Consider the following 17,728-nt stretch of genomic DNA (forward strand, 5'->3'; position numbering starts at 1 on the left):
CCGGCTCTATGTACCGATAGTCTGAATTTGCGACAGCTTGACGCTGCCCATGCCGCCGGCAAGGTTGAGCAGCATTTCGCCGCCGGTCTGGCTCAACGTCACGCTGGTCACTGTTGCCGGCAGCGAGGTCAACAAGGCAACCGAGTCGCCCGTATCATTTTTGGTGCTGGCCGCGAAGGTATAAGTCCCGGCGGGCGCGACCTCGCCGTTATCGTCCTTGCCATCCCAGATAAAGCTCGAATCACCGGCGCTTTGGGCGCCCATGTCGAGGGTGCGGACCACGTTGCCGTCCTTGTCGGTGATCTTCACGGAGACGTTGCCCGTCGCCGCGGTCACCGCCACCGAGCCGGTCATGCTCTTGCTGGTGTCAACCATGGCCTTGTCGGTCTGGGTGATGATCGAACGCCCGACCATCGACGACGCCTGCAGCGCTTGCGAGGAGCTGAAGTTGCTGGAGATCGCATTCACCGAGTCGTTCAGGGTGTTGATGCCTTCCAGGCTACTGAACTGAGCCAGCTGGGCCACGAAGGCGCCGTTGTCCTGTGGCGACAGCGGGTCCTGGTTTTTCAGCTGGGTTACCAGCAGCTGCAGGAATGCATCTTTACCCAGCGCCTGGTTACCGGTGGCCGCCGTGGCCACCGAAGCGAGGCCGCTGTTGTCCGTCGAGGTCTTGACCTTGGAGTTGAAAAGGTCCTGAACCGGCGTGTTGGTTGTCGTAGAAGTGCTATCAACAATGGCCATTATTTGGCGCCCCTTATCACTGACCCAGGGTCAGGACCTTCTGCATCATGGTTTTGGCGGTGTTCATCATTTCCGCGTTGGTTTGGAACGAGCGGCTGGCGGAAATCATGTCGGCCATTTCCTCGACCACGTTGACGTTGGGGTAGTACACGTAACCCTTTTCGTTCGCGGCGGGATGGTTGGGTTCGTAGCGGGCTTCCAGATTGCTCTGGTCTTCGACCACGCCAAGCACCTGCACGCCCTGGCCTGCGGCGTCCTGGTTCTGGAACAGCGAGTCGCCGCTACCGCTCTGGCCACTTTGGCCGTCCTGAAACATGGTGGCGAACACCGGGTGACGGGCACGGTAGGTCTGGTCAATGCTCGAAGACACGGTCTCGGCGTTGGCGATGTTACTGGCGACGGTGTTCAGGCGCGTGGTCTGCGCGCTCATGCCACTGCCGGCAATATTGAAAACACTGGCTAAGGACATGGCTTACTCTCCACGCAGGGCTGACATCAGCCCTTTGAATTTGCTGTTGAGCAGGGTGAAGCTGGCCTGGAAGTTCACCGAGTTTTCGGCGTAGGCCGATTGCTCCAGCTGGGCGTCGACGGTGTTCTGGTCGATCGATGGCTGCATCGGCGTGCGATACAGCAACGACTCGTCACCATTGCTCAAGCCTTGCGCTTCAATATGACGGCTGTTGGTCATGTTCAAGGCGAAGGTGCCGTTCTTGGTCTTGTCCTGCTGTGCGGCGAGCACGGCAGAGAAGTCCAGGTCCCGAGCCTTGTAGTTCGGGGTGTCGGCGTTGGCAATGTTGTTGGCCAGGACTTCGGCACGCTGGGCGCGGAAGCCCAGGGCTTGTTCGTGGATACCGAGCGCTTTATCGAAGCTGATGCTCATGGCGGAAACCTTTAGGCTGACCTGCTTTTCGTAACAGGGTCATAGCAAGGCGCATGCCAATTCCATCTTGGCCCGTAATTCAAGGGTTTGCGGGAAGTTTGCCGGTGGTAATGCCAGAAAAGCGGCAACGGCCTTCCGCGTGGCGCCAGTAAAGCGGCAATACCGGTTGCCGCTTTTATGCAAACTGCCGGCAGTGACACGGCTGCTTGGACGACAGGTTCAGCAGGCAGCCCTTCAATGCAACGGCCTGAATACTGAATATTGCGTCGCCTGGGCTTGAACCCTGCCGAATCGCGCGCATAAAAAACGGGAGGCCTTTGCGGGCCTCCCGTTTTTTAATGCTCATGTGCCCATCACTTGGCCTGGTAAATGATACCGGGACTGCACTGCACCATCTGGTAATGATCCGGCAACCCGTTCAGCGCCTCGGACGCACCGAGGAACAGGTACCCACCACGCTTGAGCGTGCCGTGGATGCGCAACAGGATGTCTTTCTTCACTTCGGCCGAGAAATAGATCAGCACGTTGCGGCAGAACACCATGTCGAACTTGCCCAGGCTGGCGTAGCTGTCGAGCAGGTTGAACGAACGAAACTCCACCCGGCTCTTGATCGGTGCCTTGACTGCCCAGCGCCCCGCCCCTTTGGGGTCGAAGTAACGCTGCAGGCGCTCCTGAGACAAACCACGGCCCAGGGCCAGGCTGTCGTACTCGCCGGTCTTGCAATTGGTGAGCATGGTGCCGGACAAGTCAGTGGCGACAATCTGCGCCCCGGCCTTCAACTGGCCCATGTTCGTGCGCTCGAATTCGTCGATGGACATCGAGATCGAGTACGGTTCCTGCCCCGAGGAGCAAGCGGCCGACCAGATACGCAAGCGCTGGCCCGGGCTGGCCTTGATGGCCTCCGGCAGCACTTTGTTCTTGAGCACTTCGAAGGGGTAGGTATCCCGAAACCACAGGGTTTCGTTGGTGGTCATGGCATCCACCACCATTTCCTTGAGCCCGCTGCGCGGCTGGCCCTGAATGCGCTGGACCAACTCGCCCAGCGACTTGATGCCCTGCTGCTCCATCAGTTTGTTGAGGCGGCTGGATACCAGGTACTGCTTGTTTTCACCGAGCAATATGCCACAGGCTTTTTCCAGGAAGACCCGGAACTGTTCGAAATCCAAATTACCCGTAGACAATGATACCGCCTCTTAAATCGTGTGACCGCCAGGGGAACTCCCCTTAGCCGTGATCTGCTGCCTTGATCCGGTCGACTACCCGGGATGCCAGGTCATCAGGGCGGAATTTGGCCAGAAAGTCATCGGCACCGACCTTCTTGACCATCGCCTGATTGAATACGCCCGACAACGAAGTATGCAGGATGATATGCAATTTTTGCATGCGTGGATCGTTGCGTATTTCGGCCGTGAGCGTGTAGCCATCCATTTCCGGCATCTCGATGTCGGAGATCATCATCAAAAATTCTTCTTCCGGCTTCTTGCCTTCATCCACCAGCTTGCGCAGGTAATCCAGGGCCTGGCGACCGTCGTTGAGGGCCACCACTTCCACGCCGACGGTCTGCAGGCAACGGGTCACCTGCTTGCGCGCGACCGAGGAGTCGTCCACGGTCAGCACGCGCAGCGAGATTGCCTTGTGCGCCGTTTCGGCGTCGACGACGCCTACCGAAATCGATTCGGAGGTCGGTGCCACTTCCGCGAGGATCTTCTCCACGTCGATGATTTCCACCAACTGGTTATCAACCCGTGTCACCGCCGTCAGGTAGTGATCGCGCCCCGTGCCCTTGGGCGGCGGGTGGATCTCCTCCCAGTTCATGTTGACGATGCGTTCTACCGAGCGCACCAGGAAACCCTGGGTCTTGGTGTTGTATTCGGTAATGATCACGAACGGATTCTGACGGTCCTGCAGCCCCGCAGAGCCGGTGGCCAAGGCCAGGTCAAGAATGGGAATGGTCGCACCACGAATGTTGGCCACGCCACACACCACCGGACTGGACTTGGGCATGATCGTCAGTTTGGGACACTGCAGCACTTCCCGCACTTTAAACACGTTGATGCCGTACAGCTGCTTGCCGTCCAGGCGAAAAAGCAACAACTCCAGGCGATTCTGCCCTACCAGCTGTGTGCGCTGGTTTACTGAATCCATTACTCCTGCCATGCCCAGACTCCTACGCAAAAACCTTAGGGGTACGACGCGTACCCAACACTAAACGGCACGAGCTTTGCTATTTATTGATTTATGAACCTTAAAACGACAGTTTCCCGACGCATCCCACGCTACCGCAGAGTTGTCTGCGTCTGGCTGGCGTTGCTTGCCTTGGGCACGGGCACCATGGCCCGTGCAGATAATGTCACCCTGCCTGATCTCCTTATCGGCGTCACTCAAGGCTTTCTTGAATTCACTGTAGAAGATTATCTGGCGACCACGCAGACGCCGGGACGTTATGAAATTCAGGTGAACCAGTTGGACCCGCGCCTGCGCATGCCCATGTGCGACAAGGAATTGACAGCCACCCTGGAAAGCCCCGCCCAGCCCATCGGCCGCGTGACGGTCAAAGTACGCTGCGACGGCGCCTCGCCCTGGACTGTGTTCGTCCCGGCGCAGGTCAAACTGTTTCGTGATGTAGTGGTTGTCACACGCCCGCTCAAACGGACGGGCATCATCGGGTTTGAAGACGTTGCCTTGCGTGAGCGGGATATCAGCTCGATCAGCCAGGGTTATCTCACCTCTGTGGACCAAGCCGTCGGGCAAAAACTTACCCGACCAATGGTCACCGACCAGGTGATTACGCTGGTGCATCTGGAACAGGCTGAAGTGATTCGCAAGGGCGACCAGGTGGTGATTTCCGCCAGCAGCGGCGGGCTGACGGTAAAGATGCCCGGCGAGGCGCTGTCCAATGGCGGCATGAGCGAACAGATCCGGGTCAAGAACCTCAATTCCAATCGCGTGATCAAGGCACAGGTGATGGCGCCAGGCCAAGTCGAGGTCGCTTTATAGATCACTGGTATCAAACGCCAGCTTTTCCTACACTGTGCTCTGGATGTCGACCTGTACAGGTTTATTGTCAATCGAGCCTAAAGTTTGTCCGGGTATGGCCGAAAACATGGCAAGCGTCCAAATACCCAGAGGTTTTTTTATCATGGTCATCGATTTCAGTCGTTTGAATAACACCCCGGCATTGCCCGGCAATACGCGCACCAGCGGTGCCAAGGACAGCGTAGAAGCCAAGGCCCAGCCAGCGCCCGCCAAGACCGAACAGGCCAGCGCCAGCCAAAGCGGGGAATCGGTTCACCTGAGCAATGAGGCTCAACAGTTGCAAAAGGTCACTGACTCGCTGCGCGACCAGCCGGTTGTCAATAAAGCCCGTGTGGCCGAATTGAAACAGGCCGTCGCCGATGGCAGCTATAAAGTCGACAGCAGCCGTGTAGCCAGCAAGCTGCTTAACTTCGAAGCCGAGCGCTAGGCAAAGGCCTGCGCAGGGCTTTTGGACGCTTAAAACCCAAGGCCAGCCATGCACCACGACGAACATTTGCTTCAACTGATCATTGATGATCTGGCGCCGACGCAACATTTGCTCGAGCTGCTAAAGGAAGAGTCCCTGGCCCTGTACGGCCGGGACATGCGCTTGCTGGAAGAAATTCTGGCGCGCAAGCAGTCGCTGATTGTGCTGCTTGAACAGCACGGCAAAAAGCGCAGCGAAATTCTTCTCAGCCTGGGCCTCCCGGCTGATCACGACGGCCTCGCACAATTGGCCAGCCACTCTTCGGTTGGCGATCAGTTGCTGGCGCAGAGCACCGCACTTAATCAATTACTTGCCCAGTGCCAGGAAGCCAACCTGCTCAACGGTCAGTCGATCCAGCTGCAGCAAGCGACGACGGCCAACCAGTTGCGCATCCTTCACGGCGGAGAACCCCCGGCGCTGTATAACGCCCAGGGTTCCACCTCGCGTCTGGTCAAGCCAAGCACCCGCAGCCAAGCCTGACAGTGGTTTACAGCGCGCCCTATCCAAGGCGCGCAACATGCTGGCAAAATGCCGGTTCTTGCGTGTAGTCGTATTTTGTCTGGAGATGGAAGAACCGTGTTCAACGCCCTTAATGCGGAAGATGCTCCGCAGCCACCCAAGGTGCTCACCACGCCTCTGGAAATCGCCAGCACATTACGGATGCTGCAAGAAAGCCATGATCCACTGATCATCACTTTCCATGAACGCAGCCAGCGCTTTCAAAGCTACCTGGTAGACGTTGACCGGGACAGCAAGGCGCTGATCCTGGACGAAATGATTCCGCGTGACGGTGAACGCTACCTCGAGAATGGCGAACCCTTTCGTATCGAAGGTTTCCACGATGGCGTACGCGTCGCCTGGGAAAGCAACGGCACACTGACCATCAGTGAAAAAGACGGCCACCGCATCTACACCGGCAGCATGCCCGACGAGGTGGTTTACCACCAACGCCGCAATGCCTTTCGCGCGGCGTTGAAGCTGGCGCAACTGGTCAGCATCGAACTGGGCGGCGAGAAGCTCAAGGCACCGATCAGCGGCAAGCTTCTGGACATCTCCGCCACCGGCTGCAAATTGCGCTTTGAAGGCGACATTTCCGAGCGCCTGCAACTGGGCCAGGTCTATGACCGCTTTATTGCCGCCCTGCCCTTTGGCAGCATGACCACCTCTGTCGAGCTGCGTTACTTGCACTTCGAAGACAAGATCAACACCACCTTCGCCGGCGTGCGCTTTCACAACATGAGCGGGCTGGTGCAGCGCCAGGTGGAGCGGTTTGTATATCAGCTGCAGCGCGAGGCGCGACGCTTTGACAAAGACGACGATCTTTAAGCGTTAAGGATCGCGACAAAAAAACGGGCAGACCCTGATGGGATCTGCCCGTTTTTGCATTCAGGGGCGCGCCCTGCTCAAGTCGTGAGGATGCTCCTCCGGCCCCAGAGGTTCCGGCGGCCCTTCGAAGGCTGGCTCGTCTGCCGGCGGCTGTGGATCAGTGTCAGGCTCAGGATCCGGCACGGTAGTCTGCATCTGCTCCTGCACCACCGCCTCATCCACCCGAGGGTCCAGGCATGCCACCAGCGGCGAGCTGGACATGCTGTCAGGCATTGCCACGTGGTGCAGCGGCGCATCGTCCACTTGGTGCAGGTTGGTGACCGCCTTCGGCCGGATACGCCACACCAGAATCAACGCACACAGGCTGAAAAACGCATACAGCATATGACTGCCGAACAGCTTCATGACCACGCCCGCCAGCAATGGCCCGACACTGGCGCCGATGCCGTAGGTGACCAGCAACATCGCGGTCAGCGACACCCGCCGATCACCCTCGACGTGGTCATTGGAAAACGCCACCGCCAACGGATACAGGCAGAACTGCACCAGGGAACACAAGAACCCGGCCACGAACAGCACTTCCAGAGGCACCTTGGTCAGCAGCGCCAATGGCAACGCTGCCACCGCCAGGCATAAGGCAAAACACCGAATCAGCAAGGCGCGATCATAGCGGTCTGAGAGCCAGCCCAAAGGCCACTGCACCACTAGCCCGGCGAAAATGCAGCTACCCATGAACAGACCCACTTGCTCGGTGGTCAGGCCTTGCTGCGAAGCATAGAGCGGTGCCAGACCATAGAACGAACCTACGATCAGCCCTGCGCCCAGCACAGTACTAAGCGACTGAGGCACGCGCTTTATAAAGAAGCGCGGCTCCATCGGCGCAGGATGCAAAGGCGCCGGGTGAATGCGCCGGGTCATGGCGACCGGCACCAGGCAAAGGGCGAAGCACAGCGCGACCAACATCAGCAGCTCGAGGCCGAGCTCCGGATGCATCACCAGGATCAGTTGACCCAGCACCAGCCCGAGGTAGGAGGCAATCATATAACCGCTGAATACCACGCCACGCTGCTTGGCGTCCGCCTGCTCATTGAGCCAGCTCTCGATGACCATGTACTGGCACATCATCCCCAGGCCCACGATCATCCGCAGTACGATCCAGGCGGGCAGCCAGTTGATCAGGCCATGGCCCAAAACGGCTGCCCCGACAATCCCGGCACACGTGGCATAGGCGCGAATATGCCCGACACGGGCGATCAGGCGGTGCCCGATCTTGCCGCCCAACACCAGGCCAAAGTAGTTAGCCGCCATCAGCGCACCCACCCACAGGCTGTCGACGTGGTCGGCTGCCAGGCGCAAGGCAAGGTAGGTGCTGAGCAGGCCGGACCCGATCAACATCATCAAGGAGGCGAAATAAAGGGCTCGAAAAGATTTCCAGATCTGGCGCATCGGCGTTCCGAGCGGCTCCTTGCAGTGAGAGTCAGGGCTATCGGCATGATAGTCCGGGGTTGCCGGGTCCGGACAGGCGATATCGGCTGTATCCGGGGAATATTTTGCATATGGCTCAGACGCTGCCTGGCCATGTGCAAGGTACACAGTTTGCGATAAATACACCGCGCACCTGCTGTGAACCCTCAACGGCTGCAAGGTTCGACCGGTGTTCACCAAGCGCGCACAAAAAAGCCCCGCCAGAGCGCTCTGGACGGGGCTTTTTCACAGGTGCTGAATCTGGTGTCCCAGGGCCGGTTCGAACGGCCAACCTTCCCCTTAGGAGGGGGATGCTCTATCCAATTGAGCTACTGGGACAAAATGACAGCCACCGGACAAGAGGCGCGGCGACGGACGGCGTGCATGTTAACGGCCGAGGTAGGTTTTGTCATGTCGTCCGTTGGCTTTTTGAGCGTAGGCCTGTCCTTGTTCTGCAGAGCGCGGTTTGAACCCGTAAAACCGGGAGATCCATCACCGTCGTGCAAAATGCACTCCCCCAAAATGCCAGCATTGCAAATTGCAACCTTACGGGCCGTTAAAGTAGACTTAAACCACTGATTTTATTGAAATAATAGTTTGGCACGAGACCTGCAATACTTCTCCTACAAAACCTAACCAGCCACGGCGTTAAGCGGAGAACATGACCATGAACAGTGCCCTTCTGTTAGCCCTCAACACCGTAGCCCTTGCTGCATTGGTGACTTTCCATTTTCAATCGACTGGCAGCAATGATCCCGCACAGATCAGCCAGGCGGTGCCGCACCATTTGCAACAACGCCCGCAATTGGCGGTGATGACGCCCAACGCACAATCGCCGGTACGCCTGACCCAGGGCAGTCAGGCCGCGCCAGCATCTGAACACTGGGTTTTCTGAGGGATCGCGAATGACTAAATCTGCCTGGCTGTTTTTGTGCCTGACCGTTGCAACCGGCATCGCAGGCCTTGGCGCCGATGCCCAAGATACGCAAACCACCGCTTTTGTTGCTGCCGGTGTATGTGCAAGCCTTCTGCTGCTGACGCTCATCGTGGGCCGCAGAATCAAATTCGACCCCGTCTTACGCTGATCCCTCCCTCCTGCTTGTCCCCCTACCTTATGTCGCCTCGTGCTAGTAAATCGGCAAATTGCCACTAGTCTTAAACGCGAGGGCAAAAGGCCATATTGCTATAGGATGTGCGGCCTCAAACCCCGCCGTGGCCTGGACTTGCGAGAAGTTCCTTTGCGGAATCACTCGTTGAAAAGTTTTCAAACCAGTCCGCAAAAATGCAAATGAGTGCTGGCATAAAGCCTTTAGGCAGTTCAATATTTGTCACAGAATTGACGCCAAGGAACTGTCAAATCTGAGGCATGATGCGGCCTCTTTGTAATTCGGGTTGAACTTTGGTCGTGAGCCTTGTCTTAACACTCATCTTGCGGCCAATTCCAAAAACCGCTCCCCTGAACTAACCGGTTAAATATATGCGCCCATTGAAACAGGCAATTTATTCCAGCCGTACGGCTGACAAGTTCGTCGTACGTCTGCCAGACGGAATGCGGGAACGCATTGCCGAGGTGGCTCGCAATCATCACCGCAGCATGAACTCCGAAATCATCGCGCGCCTGGAACAGAGCCTTATTCAGGAAGGTGCGCTGGGCGAAGAGTTGAGCATGCGCCTGGACAGCCCTGAGCTGTCACTGCACGAACGCGAACTGCTGCAGCGTTTTCGTCAGCTCTCCCACCGCCAGCAAAATGCTCTCGTCTCGCTTATTGCGCACGACGTTGAGGCGGCCGCAGAAGCCAATTGATCTGCAGTTGAAAGCCGAAGCCAGCCATGTGCTGGCTTTTTTTTGCCTGCGATTTGATAAAGGAGTGCCGGGAACAGACGGCAAAGCGGGAGCAGATGCGCTCCCGCTGAGGGGGATCAGAGCAGAAAGATCGTCGCCAGACCCAGGAAGATGAAGAAGCCGCCGCTGTCGGTCATGGCAGTGATCATCACACTGGCCCCCATCGCCGGATCACGCCCAAGGCGCGCCAGGGTCATGGGGATCAAAACCCCCATCAACGCCGCCAGTAGCAGGTTGAGGGTCATGGCGGCGGTCATCACGACGCCAAGCGACCAACTGCCATACAGCAAGTAAGCCACCACGCCGATCACGCCACCCCACACCAGGCCATTGATCAGGCCCACGGCCAGCTCTTTGCGCAGCAGGCGTGAGGAATTGGCCGTACTCACCTGATCCAGCGCCATCGCACGCACGATCATGGTGATCGTCTGGTTACCGGAGTTGCCGCCGATACCCGCCACAATCGGCATCAGCGCCGCCAAGGCCACCAGCTTCTCGATCGAACCTTCAAACAGCCCGATCACGCGCGAGGCGATAAAGGCTGTGATCAGGTTGATCGCCAGCCAGGCCCAACGGTTATGCAGAGAGCGCCAGACCGACGCAAAAATGTCTTCCTCTTCACGCAAACCGGCCATGTTGAGGACTTCGGTTTCACTTTCTTCACGAATCAGGTCGACCATTTCGTCGATGGTCAAACGGCCAATCAGCTTGCCGTTCTTGTCGACCACCGGCGCCGAGATCAAGTCGTAACGCTCAAACGCCTGCGCCGCCTCGTAGGCGTCCTCATCCGGGTGAAAGCTCACGGTGTCGCTGGCCATCAAATCCGCAACTTTCTTATCCGGATCATTTACCAGCAGACGCTTGATTGGCAGCACGCCCTTGAGAATGCCTTCGTAGTCGACCACAAACAATTTGTCGGTGTGACCAGGCAACTCTTTCAGGCGACGCAGATAACGCAGTACCACTTCCAGGCTGACGTCTTCGCGGATGGTGACCATCTCGAAGTCCATCAATGCGCCGACCTGATCCTCGTCGTAGGACAGCGCGGAGCGCACTCGCTCACGCTGCTGGCTGTCGAGCGCTTCCATCAGCTCATGGACAACATCACGGGGCAGCTCGGGGGCCAGGTCGGCCAGTTCGTCGGCGTCCATCTCCCTGGCTGCTGCCAGGAGCTCATGATCGTCCATGTCGGCGATCAGGGTTTCACGGACCGAGTCGGATACCTCGAGGAGAATATCGCCGTCGCGGTCGGCCTTCACCAACTGCCACAGGGTCAGTCGATCATCCAGCGGCAAGGCTTCGAGGATATAGGCAACGTCGGCGGAGTGCAGGTCATCGAGCTTGCGTTGCAGCTCGACGAGGTTCTGCCGGTGCACCAGGTTTTCGACGCGGTCGTGATGCGGACCTTCCTGGCGGTGCGTGAGGTCTTCGACCACGCGCTGGCGCTGCAGCAGCTCGATGACTTGAGCCAGGCGATCCTGCAGGCTGTCTTGCGTTTTCTTTACTTCTACTTCGGTCATAGGCGAACTCCACTCCCAGCAGCGGGGCACGCCGGAAGGATCAATCAGTCAATTCATGATTGGTAAAACGGGGTACTAAGTAACTACTGGGTAAGTCCATGGAGGTATTCCACAAGCCCCGGCGGGGCTGACGGGCGCAATGATACACCTTGCGTCGGTTTTAAACGTTAAAAAACTGGAAAGAACAAGCGCTTGCGAGCCAAAGCTGAGCTTTGGCTGCATCTATGAACTGCGACGACGCAGCGGATAAGGAAAACACATGGCGCGGGAGAAAAAGATAAAATCCCACACAAACCCCAGACGGCAAAAAGCCCGCACTAGGCGGGCTTTTTGTTTGTATGGTGCACTCGACAGGATTCGAACCTGTGACCGCTCGGTTCGTAGCCGAGTACTCTATCCAGCTGAGCTACGAGTGCAGATTGTGTTTTTAGACCAGATCACAACTGGTTGAAGCCGAGTCACCTGCATCGCTGCAACTGACTCTTAAATGGTGCACTCGACAGGATTCGAACCTGTGACCGCTCGGTTCGTAGCCGAGTACTCTATCCAGCTGAGCTACGAGTGCATTTGTTGCCGCGCATTATAGGCCGTTCAATCTCTATGTAAAGCTATTTTTTCGAGTAATTTCAACAACTTACCGAAAAAACCAGATTGCAACGTACTAAGCAAATAATGGCGGAGAACGGGGGATTCGAACCCCCGACACCCTTTTGAGGTGTACTCCCTTAGCAGGGGAGCGCCTTCGGCCACTCGGCCAGCTCTCCGCAACACGGGGCGTATATTAACCACGTTCATCCCCGTTTGCAAACATAAAAAACGATAAAAATTAAAGGCTTGGTTCTTCGTCCTTCTCTTTCTTGATCCGCAGGTAAATTTCCTCGCGGTGGACCGCTACCTCTTTCGGAGCGTTAACCCCGATACGTACTTGATTGCCTTTGACGCCGAGCACGGTCACGGTGATTTCGCCATCACCGATAATCAGGCTTTCTGCGCACCGACGAGTCAGAATCAGCATACCTTTCTCCTCACGCATTTCAGTTCAGGAACAACAGTCTGCAAAAAAAAGGCGTTCGACCTACGACATGAAAGCCGTAGCCCTAACGGCCTAAGTATTGTCGAGCACACGCAAAAGACCATGCGCCCCACAAAAAAATGAAAGGCGCGGTAAACCGCGCCTTCCTGGCATCGCATCACTCGCCCTGTCGGGCCGGAGCGTCCAGCTCAAAAGCGGTATGCAGCGCGCGCACAGCCAGTTCCAGGTACTTCTCTTCGATCACCACCGAGACTTTGATTTCCGAGGTGGAGATCATCTGGATGTTGATGCTTTCCTTGGCCAGCGCCTCAAACATGCGGCTGGCAACGCCGGCATGGGAACGCATGCCCACGCCCACGATCGACACCTTGGCAATCTTGGTATCGCCGACCACTTCACGGGCGCCAATCTCGCTCGCGGTGTTCTGCAGGATTCGCTCCGCCGCATCGTACTCGTTACGGTGCACGGTGAAGGTGAAATCGGTGGTGTTATCGTGCGAAACGTTCTGCACGATCATGTCGACTTCAATGTTCGCGCCACTGATAGGACCGAGGATCTTGAAGGCCACGCCCGGAGTATCCGGCACGCCACGGATCGTCAGCTTGGCTTCATCGCGGTTGAAAGCGATGCCGGAAATGATCGGCTGTTCCATGGATTCCTCTTCATCAATAGTAATGAGGGTGCCCGGACCCTCTTTGAAGCTGTGCAATACGCGCAGCGGAACGTTGTACTTGCCGGCGAACTCCACCGCGCGGATCTGCAGCACCTTGGAACCGAGACTGGCCATTTCCAGCATCTCTTCAAAGGTGATCTTGTCCAGGCGCTGGGCCACGGACACCACACGCGGGTCGGTGGTGTAGACGCCGTCCACATCGGTATAGATCTGGCATTCGTCAGCCTTGAGGGCCGCTGCCAGCGCTACGCCGGTGGTGTCTGAACCGCCACGCCCCAGGGTCGTGATGTTGCCCTGCTCGTCCACACCCTGGAAACCGGCTACAACTACCACGCGCCCGGCTTTGAGATCTGTGCGGATTTTCTGATCATCAATCTGCAGGATGCGCGCCTTGGTATGTGCGCTGTCGGTCAGGATGCGCACCTGGCTGCCAGTGTAGGACACCGCCGGCACACCACGCTTGTTCAGCGCCATGGCCAACAGGGCAATAGTGACCTGTTCACCGGTGGACACGATCACATCCAGCTCACGCGGCAGCGGCTGTTGATCACCGCTGATCGCCTTGGCCAGATCGATCAGGCGATTGGTCTCGCCGCTCATGGCCGACAGCACCACTACCAGGTCGTCGCCGGCGTCGCGGAATTTCTTAACCTTGTCGGCGACCTGCTCGATTCTTTCGACAGAACCGACCGAGGTGCCTCCGAATTTCTGTACGATCAAAGCCATTTCTAAGCCGCCTCAGCCCGTAAAGGGGCGCCCAATAAACAAATCTTCCAGCAGCTGAGCAAGCCCATGACTAGACCATGGGCTCATTAACAGTGCCTTAAATACCGGCCTCGACAAACGGCACGGTCAGGTCCAGGGCCGCGTCCAGGGCACCAGCGTCTACACCACCGCCTTGCGCCATGTCCGGACGACCACCGCCCTTCCCGCCCACTGCCGCGGCGGCTTGCTTCATCAAATCACCAGCCTTGAGTTGGCCAGTCAGGTCTTTGGTTACACCGGCAACCAGAACGACCTTATCCTCATGGACACTGCCGAGCAGGATCACTGCGCGGCCGAGCTTGTTCTTCAACTGATCGACCAAGGCCAACAGCGCCTTGCCGTCCTGACCATCCAGGCGCACGGCCAGGACCTTCACGCCCTTGACGTCCAGGGCAGAGGCCGACAGATCGTCGCCCGCTGCGCTGGCCGCCTTGGCCTGCAACTGCTCCAGCTGTTTTTCCAGCTGGCGGTTGCGCTCCAGCACACCAGAGAGCTTGTCGATCAGGTTGTCGCGGCTGCCCTTGACCAGGCTGGCCGCTTCCTTGAGTTGTTCTTCAGCCGCATTGAGGTAGGCCAGGGCCGCAGCACCGGTGACCGCTTCAATACGGCGTACACCCGAGGCCACACCGCCCTCACTGATGATTTTCAGCAGACCGATGTCGCCGGTACGGTTGGCGTGGATACCGCCACACAGCTCCACCGAGAAGCTGCCGCCCATGCTCAGTACGCGTACTTCGTCGCCATACTTCTCGCCAAACAGCGCCATGGCGCCTTTGTTCCTGGCGGTTTCGATGTCGGTTTCTTCGGTTTCCACCGGGGTATTCTTGCGAATTTCGGCGTTGACGATGTCTTCCAGCGCCTTGATCTGCTCAGGCTTGATCGCTTCAAAGTGGCTGAAGTCGAAACGCAGGCGCTGGCTATCAACCAACGACCCCTTCTGCTGCACGTGCTCACCCAACACCTGACGCAACGCGGCGTGCAGCAAGTGAGTGGCGGAGTGATTCAAAGCAGTTGCATGCCGCACGTCGGCATCCACTTGAGTGTCTACCGGCGCGCCGACGGTCAAGTTGCCCAACACCAACACACCGTGGTGCAGGAATGCGCCGCCGGTCTTGGTGGTATCGCGCACCTCAAAACGACCGGACGTCGAGCTCAGGTAGCCGCAATCGCCCACCTGGCCACCGGATTCGGCGTAGAACGGCGTCTGGTCCAGGACCACAACAGCCTCTTCGCCTTCATTGAGCACGTCGACCGATTTGCCGTCTTTATAAATGGCCACGATCTTCGCCGCGCCAACGGTCGCCTTGTAGCCGATGAACTCGGTAGGCACGTCAACCTTGACCAGCGTGTTGTAGTCCAGACCAAAGGAGCTGGCAGAGCGAGCGCGCACGCGCTGGGCTTCCATCTCACGCTCAAAACCCGCTTCATCGACGGTCAGCTCGCGCTCGCGGGCGATGTCGGCAGTCAGGTCCATAGGGAAACCGTAGGTGTCGTACAGCTTGAACACCACGTCGCCCGGCACCACGGTGCCTTTGAGCTCGGCCAGGTCCTGCTCCAGAATCTTCAGGCCGTGTTCCAGGGTCTTGGAGAACTGCTCTTCTTCAGCCTTGAGCACGCGCTCGATGTTGGCCTGCTGTTGCTTGAGTTCCGGGAAGGCATCGCCCATCTCGGCCACCAGCGCTGCAACGATCTTGTAGAAGAAGCTGCCGCTGGCGCCCAGCTTGTTACCGTGACGGCAGGCGCGACGGATGATCCGGCGCAGCACATAGCCGCGGCCTTCGTTCGATGGCAGTACGCCGTCGGCGATCAGGAAGCTGCAGGAACGGATGTGGTCAGACACCACCTTGAGCGAAGACTGGCCTTCGTTGGCGCAGCCGATGGCGGCGGCCGAAGCGCTCAGCAGGTTGGTGAACAGGTCGATCTCGTAGTTGGAGTGAACGTGCTGCATCACCGCACTGATCCGCTCCAGGCCCATGCCGGTGTCGACCGACGGGGCTGGCAGCGGATGCAACACGCCATCGGCGGTGCGGTTGAACTGCATGAACACGTTGTTCCAGATCTCGATGTAACGGTCGCCATCTTCTTCCGGCGAGCCCGGTGGGCCGCCCCAGATGTCGGCGCCGTGATCGTAGAAAATCTCGGTGCACGGGCCGCATGGGCCGGTATCGCCCATGGTCCAGAAGTTATCGGAGGCGTAAGGCGCGCCCTTGTTGTCGCCGATGCGAATCATGCGCTCGACCGGCACGCCGACTTCTTTGGTCCAGATGTCATACGCCTCGTCGTCCGTGGCGTAGACGGTGACCCAGAGTTTTTCCTTGGGCAGCTTCAACACGCCGGTCAGGAAGGTCCAGGCGAAGGTAATCGCATCTTTCTTGAAATAGTCGCCGAAGCTGAAGTTACCCAGCATCTCGAAAAAAGTGTGGTGACGAGCGGTGTAACCGACGTTTTCCAGGTCGCTGTTCTTGCCGCCGGCGCGCACGCACTTCTGGCTGCTGGTCGCGCGGGTATAGGCGCGCTTTTCCTGGCCCAGGAAGCAGTCCTTGAACTGGTTCATCCCCGCGTTAGTGAACAGCAGGGTGGGGTCATTGCCTGGGATCAAGGAGCTGGAGGCTACACGGGTGTGGCCTTGCTCTTCGAAGAAGCGAAGGAAGGCTTCACGGATTTCTGCGCTTTTCATTAGGTTCTTCCACGGAGTCTGCGGCCAAAGGCCAGTGCGCAACATCATCAGACGGAGCGACGGCAAAGGGCCGCATTATATCGGCCCTTTGCCGGTGGTACAGCGTGTTTATGTGATAGAAACAGTCAATTAGACGGTCTGCACCGTCATTTGCGTGAAAACTCGGCAAATGTCTGCACGACTTGCTCGATCTGTGCCCGGCTGACATCCAGGTGAGTGACCATACGCAGACGCGGCGCGGCGCTCAACTTGATGCCGCGCTCGGCAGCAAAGGCTTTCAACGCGTCGGCGCGGTCACCGATCTGCACGTAGACCATGTTGGTCTGCACCGGCTCCACCGCATAACCGGCCTTGCGCAGTTCATCGCCCAGCCACTGGGCATTGGCGTGGTCATCGGCCAGGCGCTGTACCTGGTGATCCAGGGCATACAGCCCGGCCGCCGCCAGAGAGCCGGCCTGGCGCATACCGCCGCCGACCATTTTGCGCAGACGACGCGCCTTGGCGATCAACGCGTGCGAGCCGCACAACACCGAGCCAATCGGTGCACCCAGGCCCTTGGACAGGCACACCGACACCGAATCGAAGTGCTGAGCAATTTCCCGCGCGTCTACCCCAAGCTTGACCGCGGCGTTGTAGATCCGCGCGCCATCCAGGTGCAGCGACAGCCCATGTTCACGGGTAAACGCCCGCGCTTTCGCCAGGTAGTCCAGCGCCAGTACCTTGCCTTGCATGGTGTTTTCCAGCGCCAGCAGGCGGGTGCGGGCAAAGTGGAAGTCATCCGGTTTGATCGCCGCCAGCACGTGGGCCAGGTCCAGTGAGCCGTCCGCCTGCACTTCCAGCGGCTGCGGCTGGATCGAACCGAGTACCGCCGCGCCACCGCCTTCGTATTTGTAGGTGTGGGCCTGCTGGCCGACGATGTATTCCTCGCCACGCTCACAGTGCGCCATCAACGCCAGCAGGTTGCTCATGGTGCCGGTGGGCACGAACAGCGCCGCTTCGAACCCCAGACGCTTGGCCAGCTCGGCCTCCAGCAGATTGACGCTGGGGTCTTCGCCGTAGACGTCATCACCGCTGACGGCGCTGGCCATCGCGTCGAGCATGCCGGGGCTGGGTTGGGTCACGGTGTCGCTACGCAGGTCGATCACAGACATGAAGCAGGCCTCTAACGGGGTGATGTGATGTGCTCTTGTGGGTGATTACTGCGGGCAAAGCCACGGAATATCAAGCCCCAATTGGCTTCAATCGAATACCAACCAAACAAACCGATATAGGTTATCGATACAGCGCTCGTGCAGTTTTTGAAA

Annotated in this window: 18 protein-coding genes and 4 tRNA genes; 7 read left to right on the top strand and 15 right to left on the bottom strand. The window is 58.3% G+C overall.

Features of this window, described 5'->3' with window-relative positions:
* Nucleotides 1–6: 6 nt before the first annotated feature.
* The 5 genes from flgD to ACP7B3_RS08075 form a co-directional block, all read right to left on the bottom strand.
* Nucleotides 7–741: a flagellar hook assembly protein FlgD gene (flgD, locus tag ACP7B3_RS08055; RefSeq protein ID WP_242196168.1), complete on the bottom strand. Its 735-nt coding sequence runs from the start codon at nucleotides 739–741 to the stop codon at nucleotides 7–9.
* A gap of 16 nt (nucleotides 742–757) precedes the next feature.
* Nucleotides 758–1,210 carry a flagellar basal body rod protein FlgC gene (gene flgC, locus ACP7B3_RS08060; protein ID WP_106576134.1) on the bottom strand — a complete coding sequence of 151 codons (453 nt, stop codon included), beginning with the start codon at nucleotides 1,208–1,210 and terminating at the stop codon, nucleotides 758–760.
* A gap of 3 nt (nucleotides 1,211–1,213) precedes the next feature.
* Nucleotides 1,214–1,621: a flagellar basal body rod protein FlgB gene (gene flgB, locus ACP7B3_RS08065; protein ID WP_010208346.1), complete on the bottom strand. Its 408-nt coding sequence runs from the start codon at nucleotides 1,619–1,621 to the stop codon at nucleotides 1,214–1,216.
* 353 nt (nucleotides 1,622–1,974) lie between these two features.
* The gene (gene cheR, locus ACP7B3_RS08070; RefSeq protein ID WP_119741973.1) at nucleotides 1,975–2,802 is read right to left on the bottom strand and encodes a protein-glutamate O-methyltransferase CheR; all 828 of its coding nucleotides are present in this window, start codon (nucleotides 2,800–2,802) and stop codon (nucleotides 1,975–1,977) included.
* Nucleotides 2,803–2,845: 43 nt separating this feature from the next.
* The gene (locus ACP7B3_RS08075) at nucleotides 2,846–3,778 is read right to left on the bottom strand and encodes a chemotaxis protein CheV (protein ID WP_242196171.1); all 933 of its coding nucleotides are present in this window, start codon (nucleotides 3,776–3,778) and stop codon (nucleotides 2,846–2,848) included.
* Nucleotides 3,779–3,859: 81 nt separating this feature from the next.
* Between ACP7B3_RS08075 and flgA the strand changes: the two genes are divergently transcribed.
* From flgA to ACP7B3_RS08095, 4 genes are all read left to right on the top strand, one after another.
* On the top strand, nucleotides 3,860–4,618 hold the full coding sequence (gene flgA, locus ACP7B3_RS08080) for a flagellar basal body P-ring formation chaperone FlgA (protein WP_262208539.1): 759 nt from the start codon (nucleotides 3,860–3,862) through the stop codon (nucleotides 4,616–4,618).
* Nucleotides 4,619–4,760: 142 nt separating this feature from the next.
* Complete coding sequence (gene flgM / locus ACP7B3_RS08085) at nucleotides 4,761–5,084, top strand: flagellar biosynthesis anti-sigma factor FlgM (protein ID WP_145159357.1); 324 nt, start codon at nucleotides 4,761–4,763, stop codon at nucleotides 5,082–5,084.
* 48 nt (nucleotides 5,085–5,132) lie between these two features.
* Nucleotides 5,133–5,603: a flagella synthesis protein FlgN gene (locus ACP7B3_RS08090; protein ID WP_145159358.1), complete on the top strand. Its 471-nt coding sequence runs from the start codon at nucleotides 5,133–5,135 to the stop codon at nucleotides 5,601–5,603.
* 96 nt (nucleotides 5,604–5,699) lie between these two features.
* A complete protein-coding gene (locus ACP7B3_RS08095; protein WP_369301454.1) occupies nucleotides 5,700–6,449 on the top strand; it encodes a flagellar brake protein in 750 nt (249 codons plus the stop codon).
* A gap of 60 nt (nucleotides 6,450–6,509) precedes the next feature.
* On the opposite strand, the gene ACP7B3_RS08100 is transcribed toward ACP7B3_RS08095, so the two are convergent.
* Together ACP7B3_RS08100 and ACP7B3_RS08105 are read right to left on the bottom strand one after the other, a co-directional pair.
* Complete coding sequence (locus ACP7B3_RS08100) at nucleotides 6,510–7,895, bottom strand: MFS transporter (RefSeq protein WP_242196175.1); 1,386 nt, start codon at nucleotides 7,893–7,895, stop codon at nucleotides 6,510–6,512.
* A 280-nt stretch (nucleotides 7,896–8,175) separates the two neighbouring features.
* Nucleotides 8,176–8,252, bottom strand: a tRNA-Arg gene (locus ACP7B3_RS08105).
* A gap of 328 nt (nucleotides 8,253–8,580) precedes the next feature.
* Here ACP7B3_RS08105 and ACP7B3_RS08110 point away from each other — a divergent pair.
* From ACP7B3_RS08110 to ACP7B3_RS08120, 3 genes are all read left to right on the top strand, one after another.
* Nucleotides 8,581–8,808 carry a hypothetical protein gene (locus tag ACP7B3_RS08110; RefSeq protein WP_145159360.1) on the top strand — a complete coding sequence of 76 codons (228 nt, stop codon included), beginning with the start codon at nucleotides 8,581–8,583 and terminating at the stop codon, nucleotides 8,806–8,808.
* Nucleotides 8,809–8,818: 10 nt separating this feature from the next.
* Entirely contained in the window at nucleotides 8,819–8,998 is a 180-nt protein-coding gene (locus ACP7B3_RS08115) for a PA3371 family protein (protein ID WP_369301477.1), read from the top strand.
* 392 nt (nucleotides 8,999–9,390) lie between these two features.
* Entirely contained in the window at nucleotides 9,391–9,717 is a 327-nt protein-coding gene (locus ACP7B3_RS08120) for an Arc family DNA-binding protein (RefSeq protein ID WP_003193592.1), read from the top strand.
* A 116-nt stretch (nucleotides 9,718–9,833) separates the two neighbouring features.
* Here ACP7B3_RS08120 and mgtE read toward each other — a convergent pair whose 3' ends face one another.
* From mgtE to ltaE, 8 genes are all read right to left on the bottom strand, one after another.
* Nucleotides 9,834–11,276, bottom strand: coding sequence for a magnesium transporter (gene mgtE, locus ACP7B3_RS08125; RefSeq protein ID WP_145159361.1), 1,443 nt, complete (start codon nucleotides 11,274–11,276; stop codon nucleotides 9,834–9,836).
* 339 nt (nucleotides 11,277–11,615) lie between these two features.
* Nucleotides 11,616–11,692 (bottom strand) — tRNA-Arg (locus tag ACP7B3_RS08130).
* A gap of 72 nt (nucleotides 11,693–11,764) precedes the next feature.
* Nucleotides 11,765–11,841: transfer RNA gene (locus tag ACP7B3_RS08135), tRNA-Arg, on the bottom strand.
* Between the two features lie 108 nt (nucleotides 11,842–11,949).
* Nucleotides 11,950–12,040, bottom strand: a tRNA-Ser gene (locus ACP7B3_RS08140).
* A gap of 62 nt (nucleotides 12,041–12,102) precedes the next feature.
* On the bottom strand, nucleotides 12,103–12,291 hold the full coding sequence (gene csrA, locus ACP7B3_RS08145) for a carbon storage regulator CsrA (RefSeq protein ID WP_003175645.1): 189 nt from the start codon (nucleotides 12,289–12,291) through the stop codon (nucleotides 12,103–12,105).
* A gap of 175 nt (nucleotides 12,292–12,466) precedes the next feature.
* Nucleotides 12,467–13,708, bottom strand: a complete 1,242-nt coding sequence (locus ACP7B3_RS08150; RefSeq protein ID WP_056861669.1) for an aspartate kinase — start codon at nucleotides 13,706–13,708, stop codon at nucleotides 12,467–12,469.
* Between the two features lie 97 nt (nucleotides 13,709–13,805).
* Nucleotides 13,806–16,424: an alanine--tRNA ligase gene (alaS, locus tag ACP7B3_RS08155; protein WP_426178597.1), complete on the bottom strand. Its 2,619-nt coding sequence runs from the start codon at nucleotides 16,422–16,424 to the stop codon at nucleotides 13,806–13,808.
* Between the two features lie 146 nt (nucleotides 16,425–16,570).
* On the bottom strand, nucleotides 16,571–17,575 hold the full coding sequence (gene ltaE, locus ACP7B3_RS08160; RefSeq protein WP_426178598.1) for a low-specificity L-threonine aldolase: 1,005 nt from the start codon (nucleotides 17,573–17,575) through the stop codon (nucleotides 16,571–16,573).
* Nucleotides 17,576–17,728: the final 153 nt, after the last annotated feature.

This window comes from Pseudomonas sp. TWRC1-2 (assembly GCF_049896685.1).
Lineage (GTDB): Bacteria > Pseudomonadota > Gammaproteobacteria > Pseudomonadales > Pseudomonadaceae > Aquipseudomonas.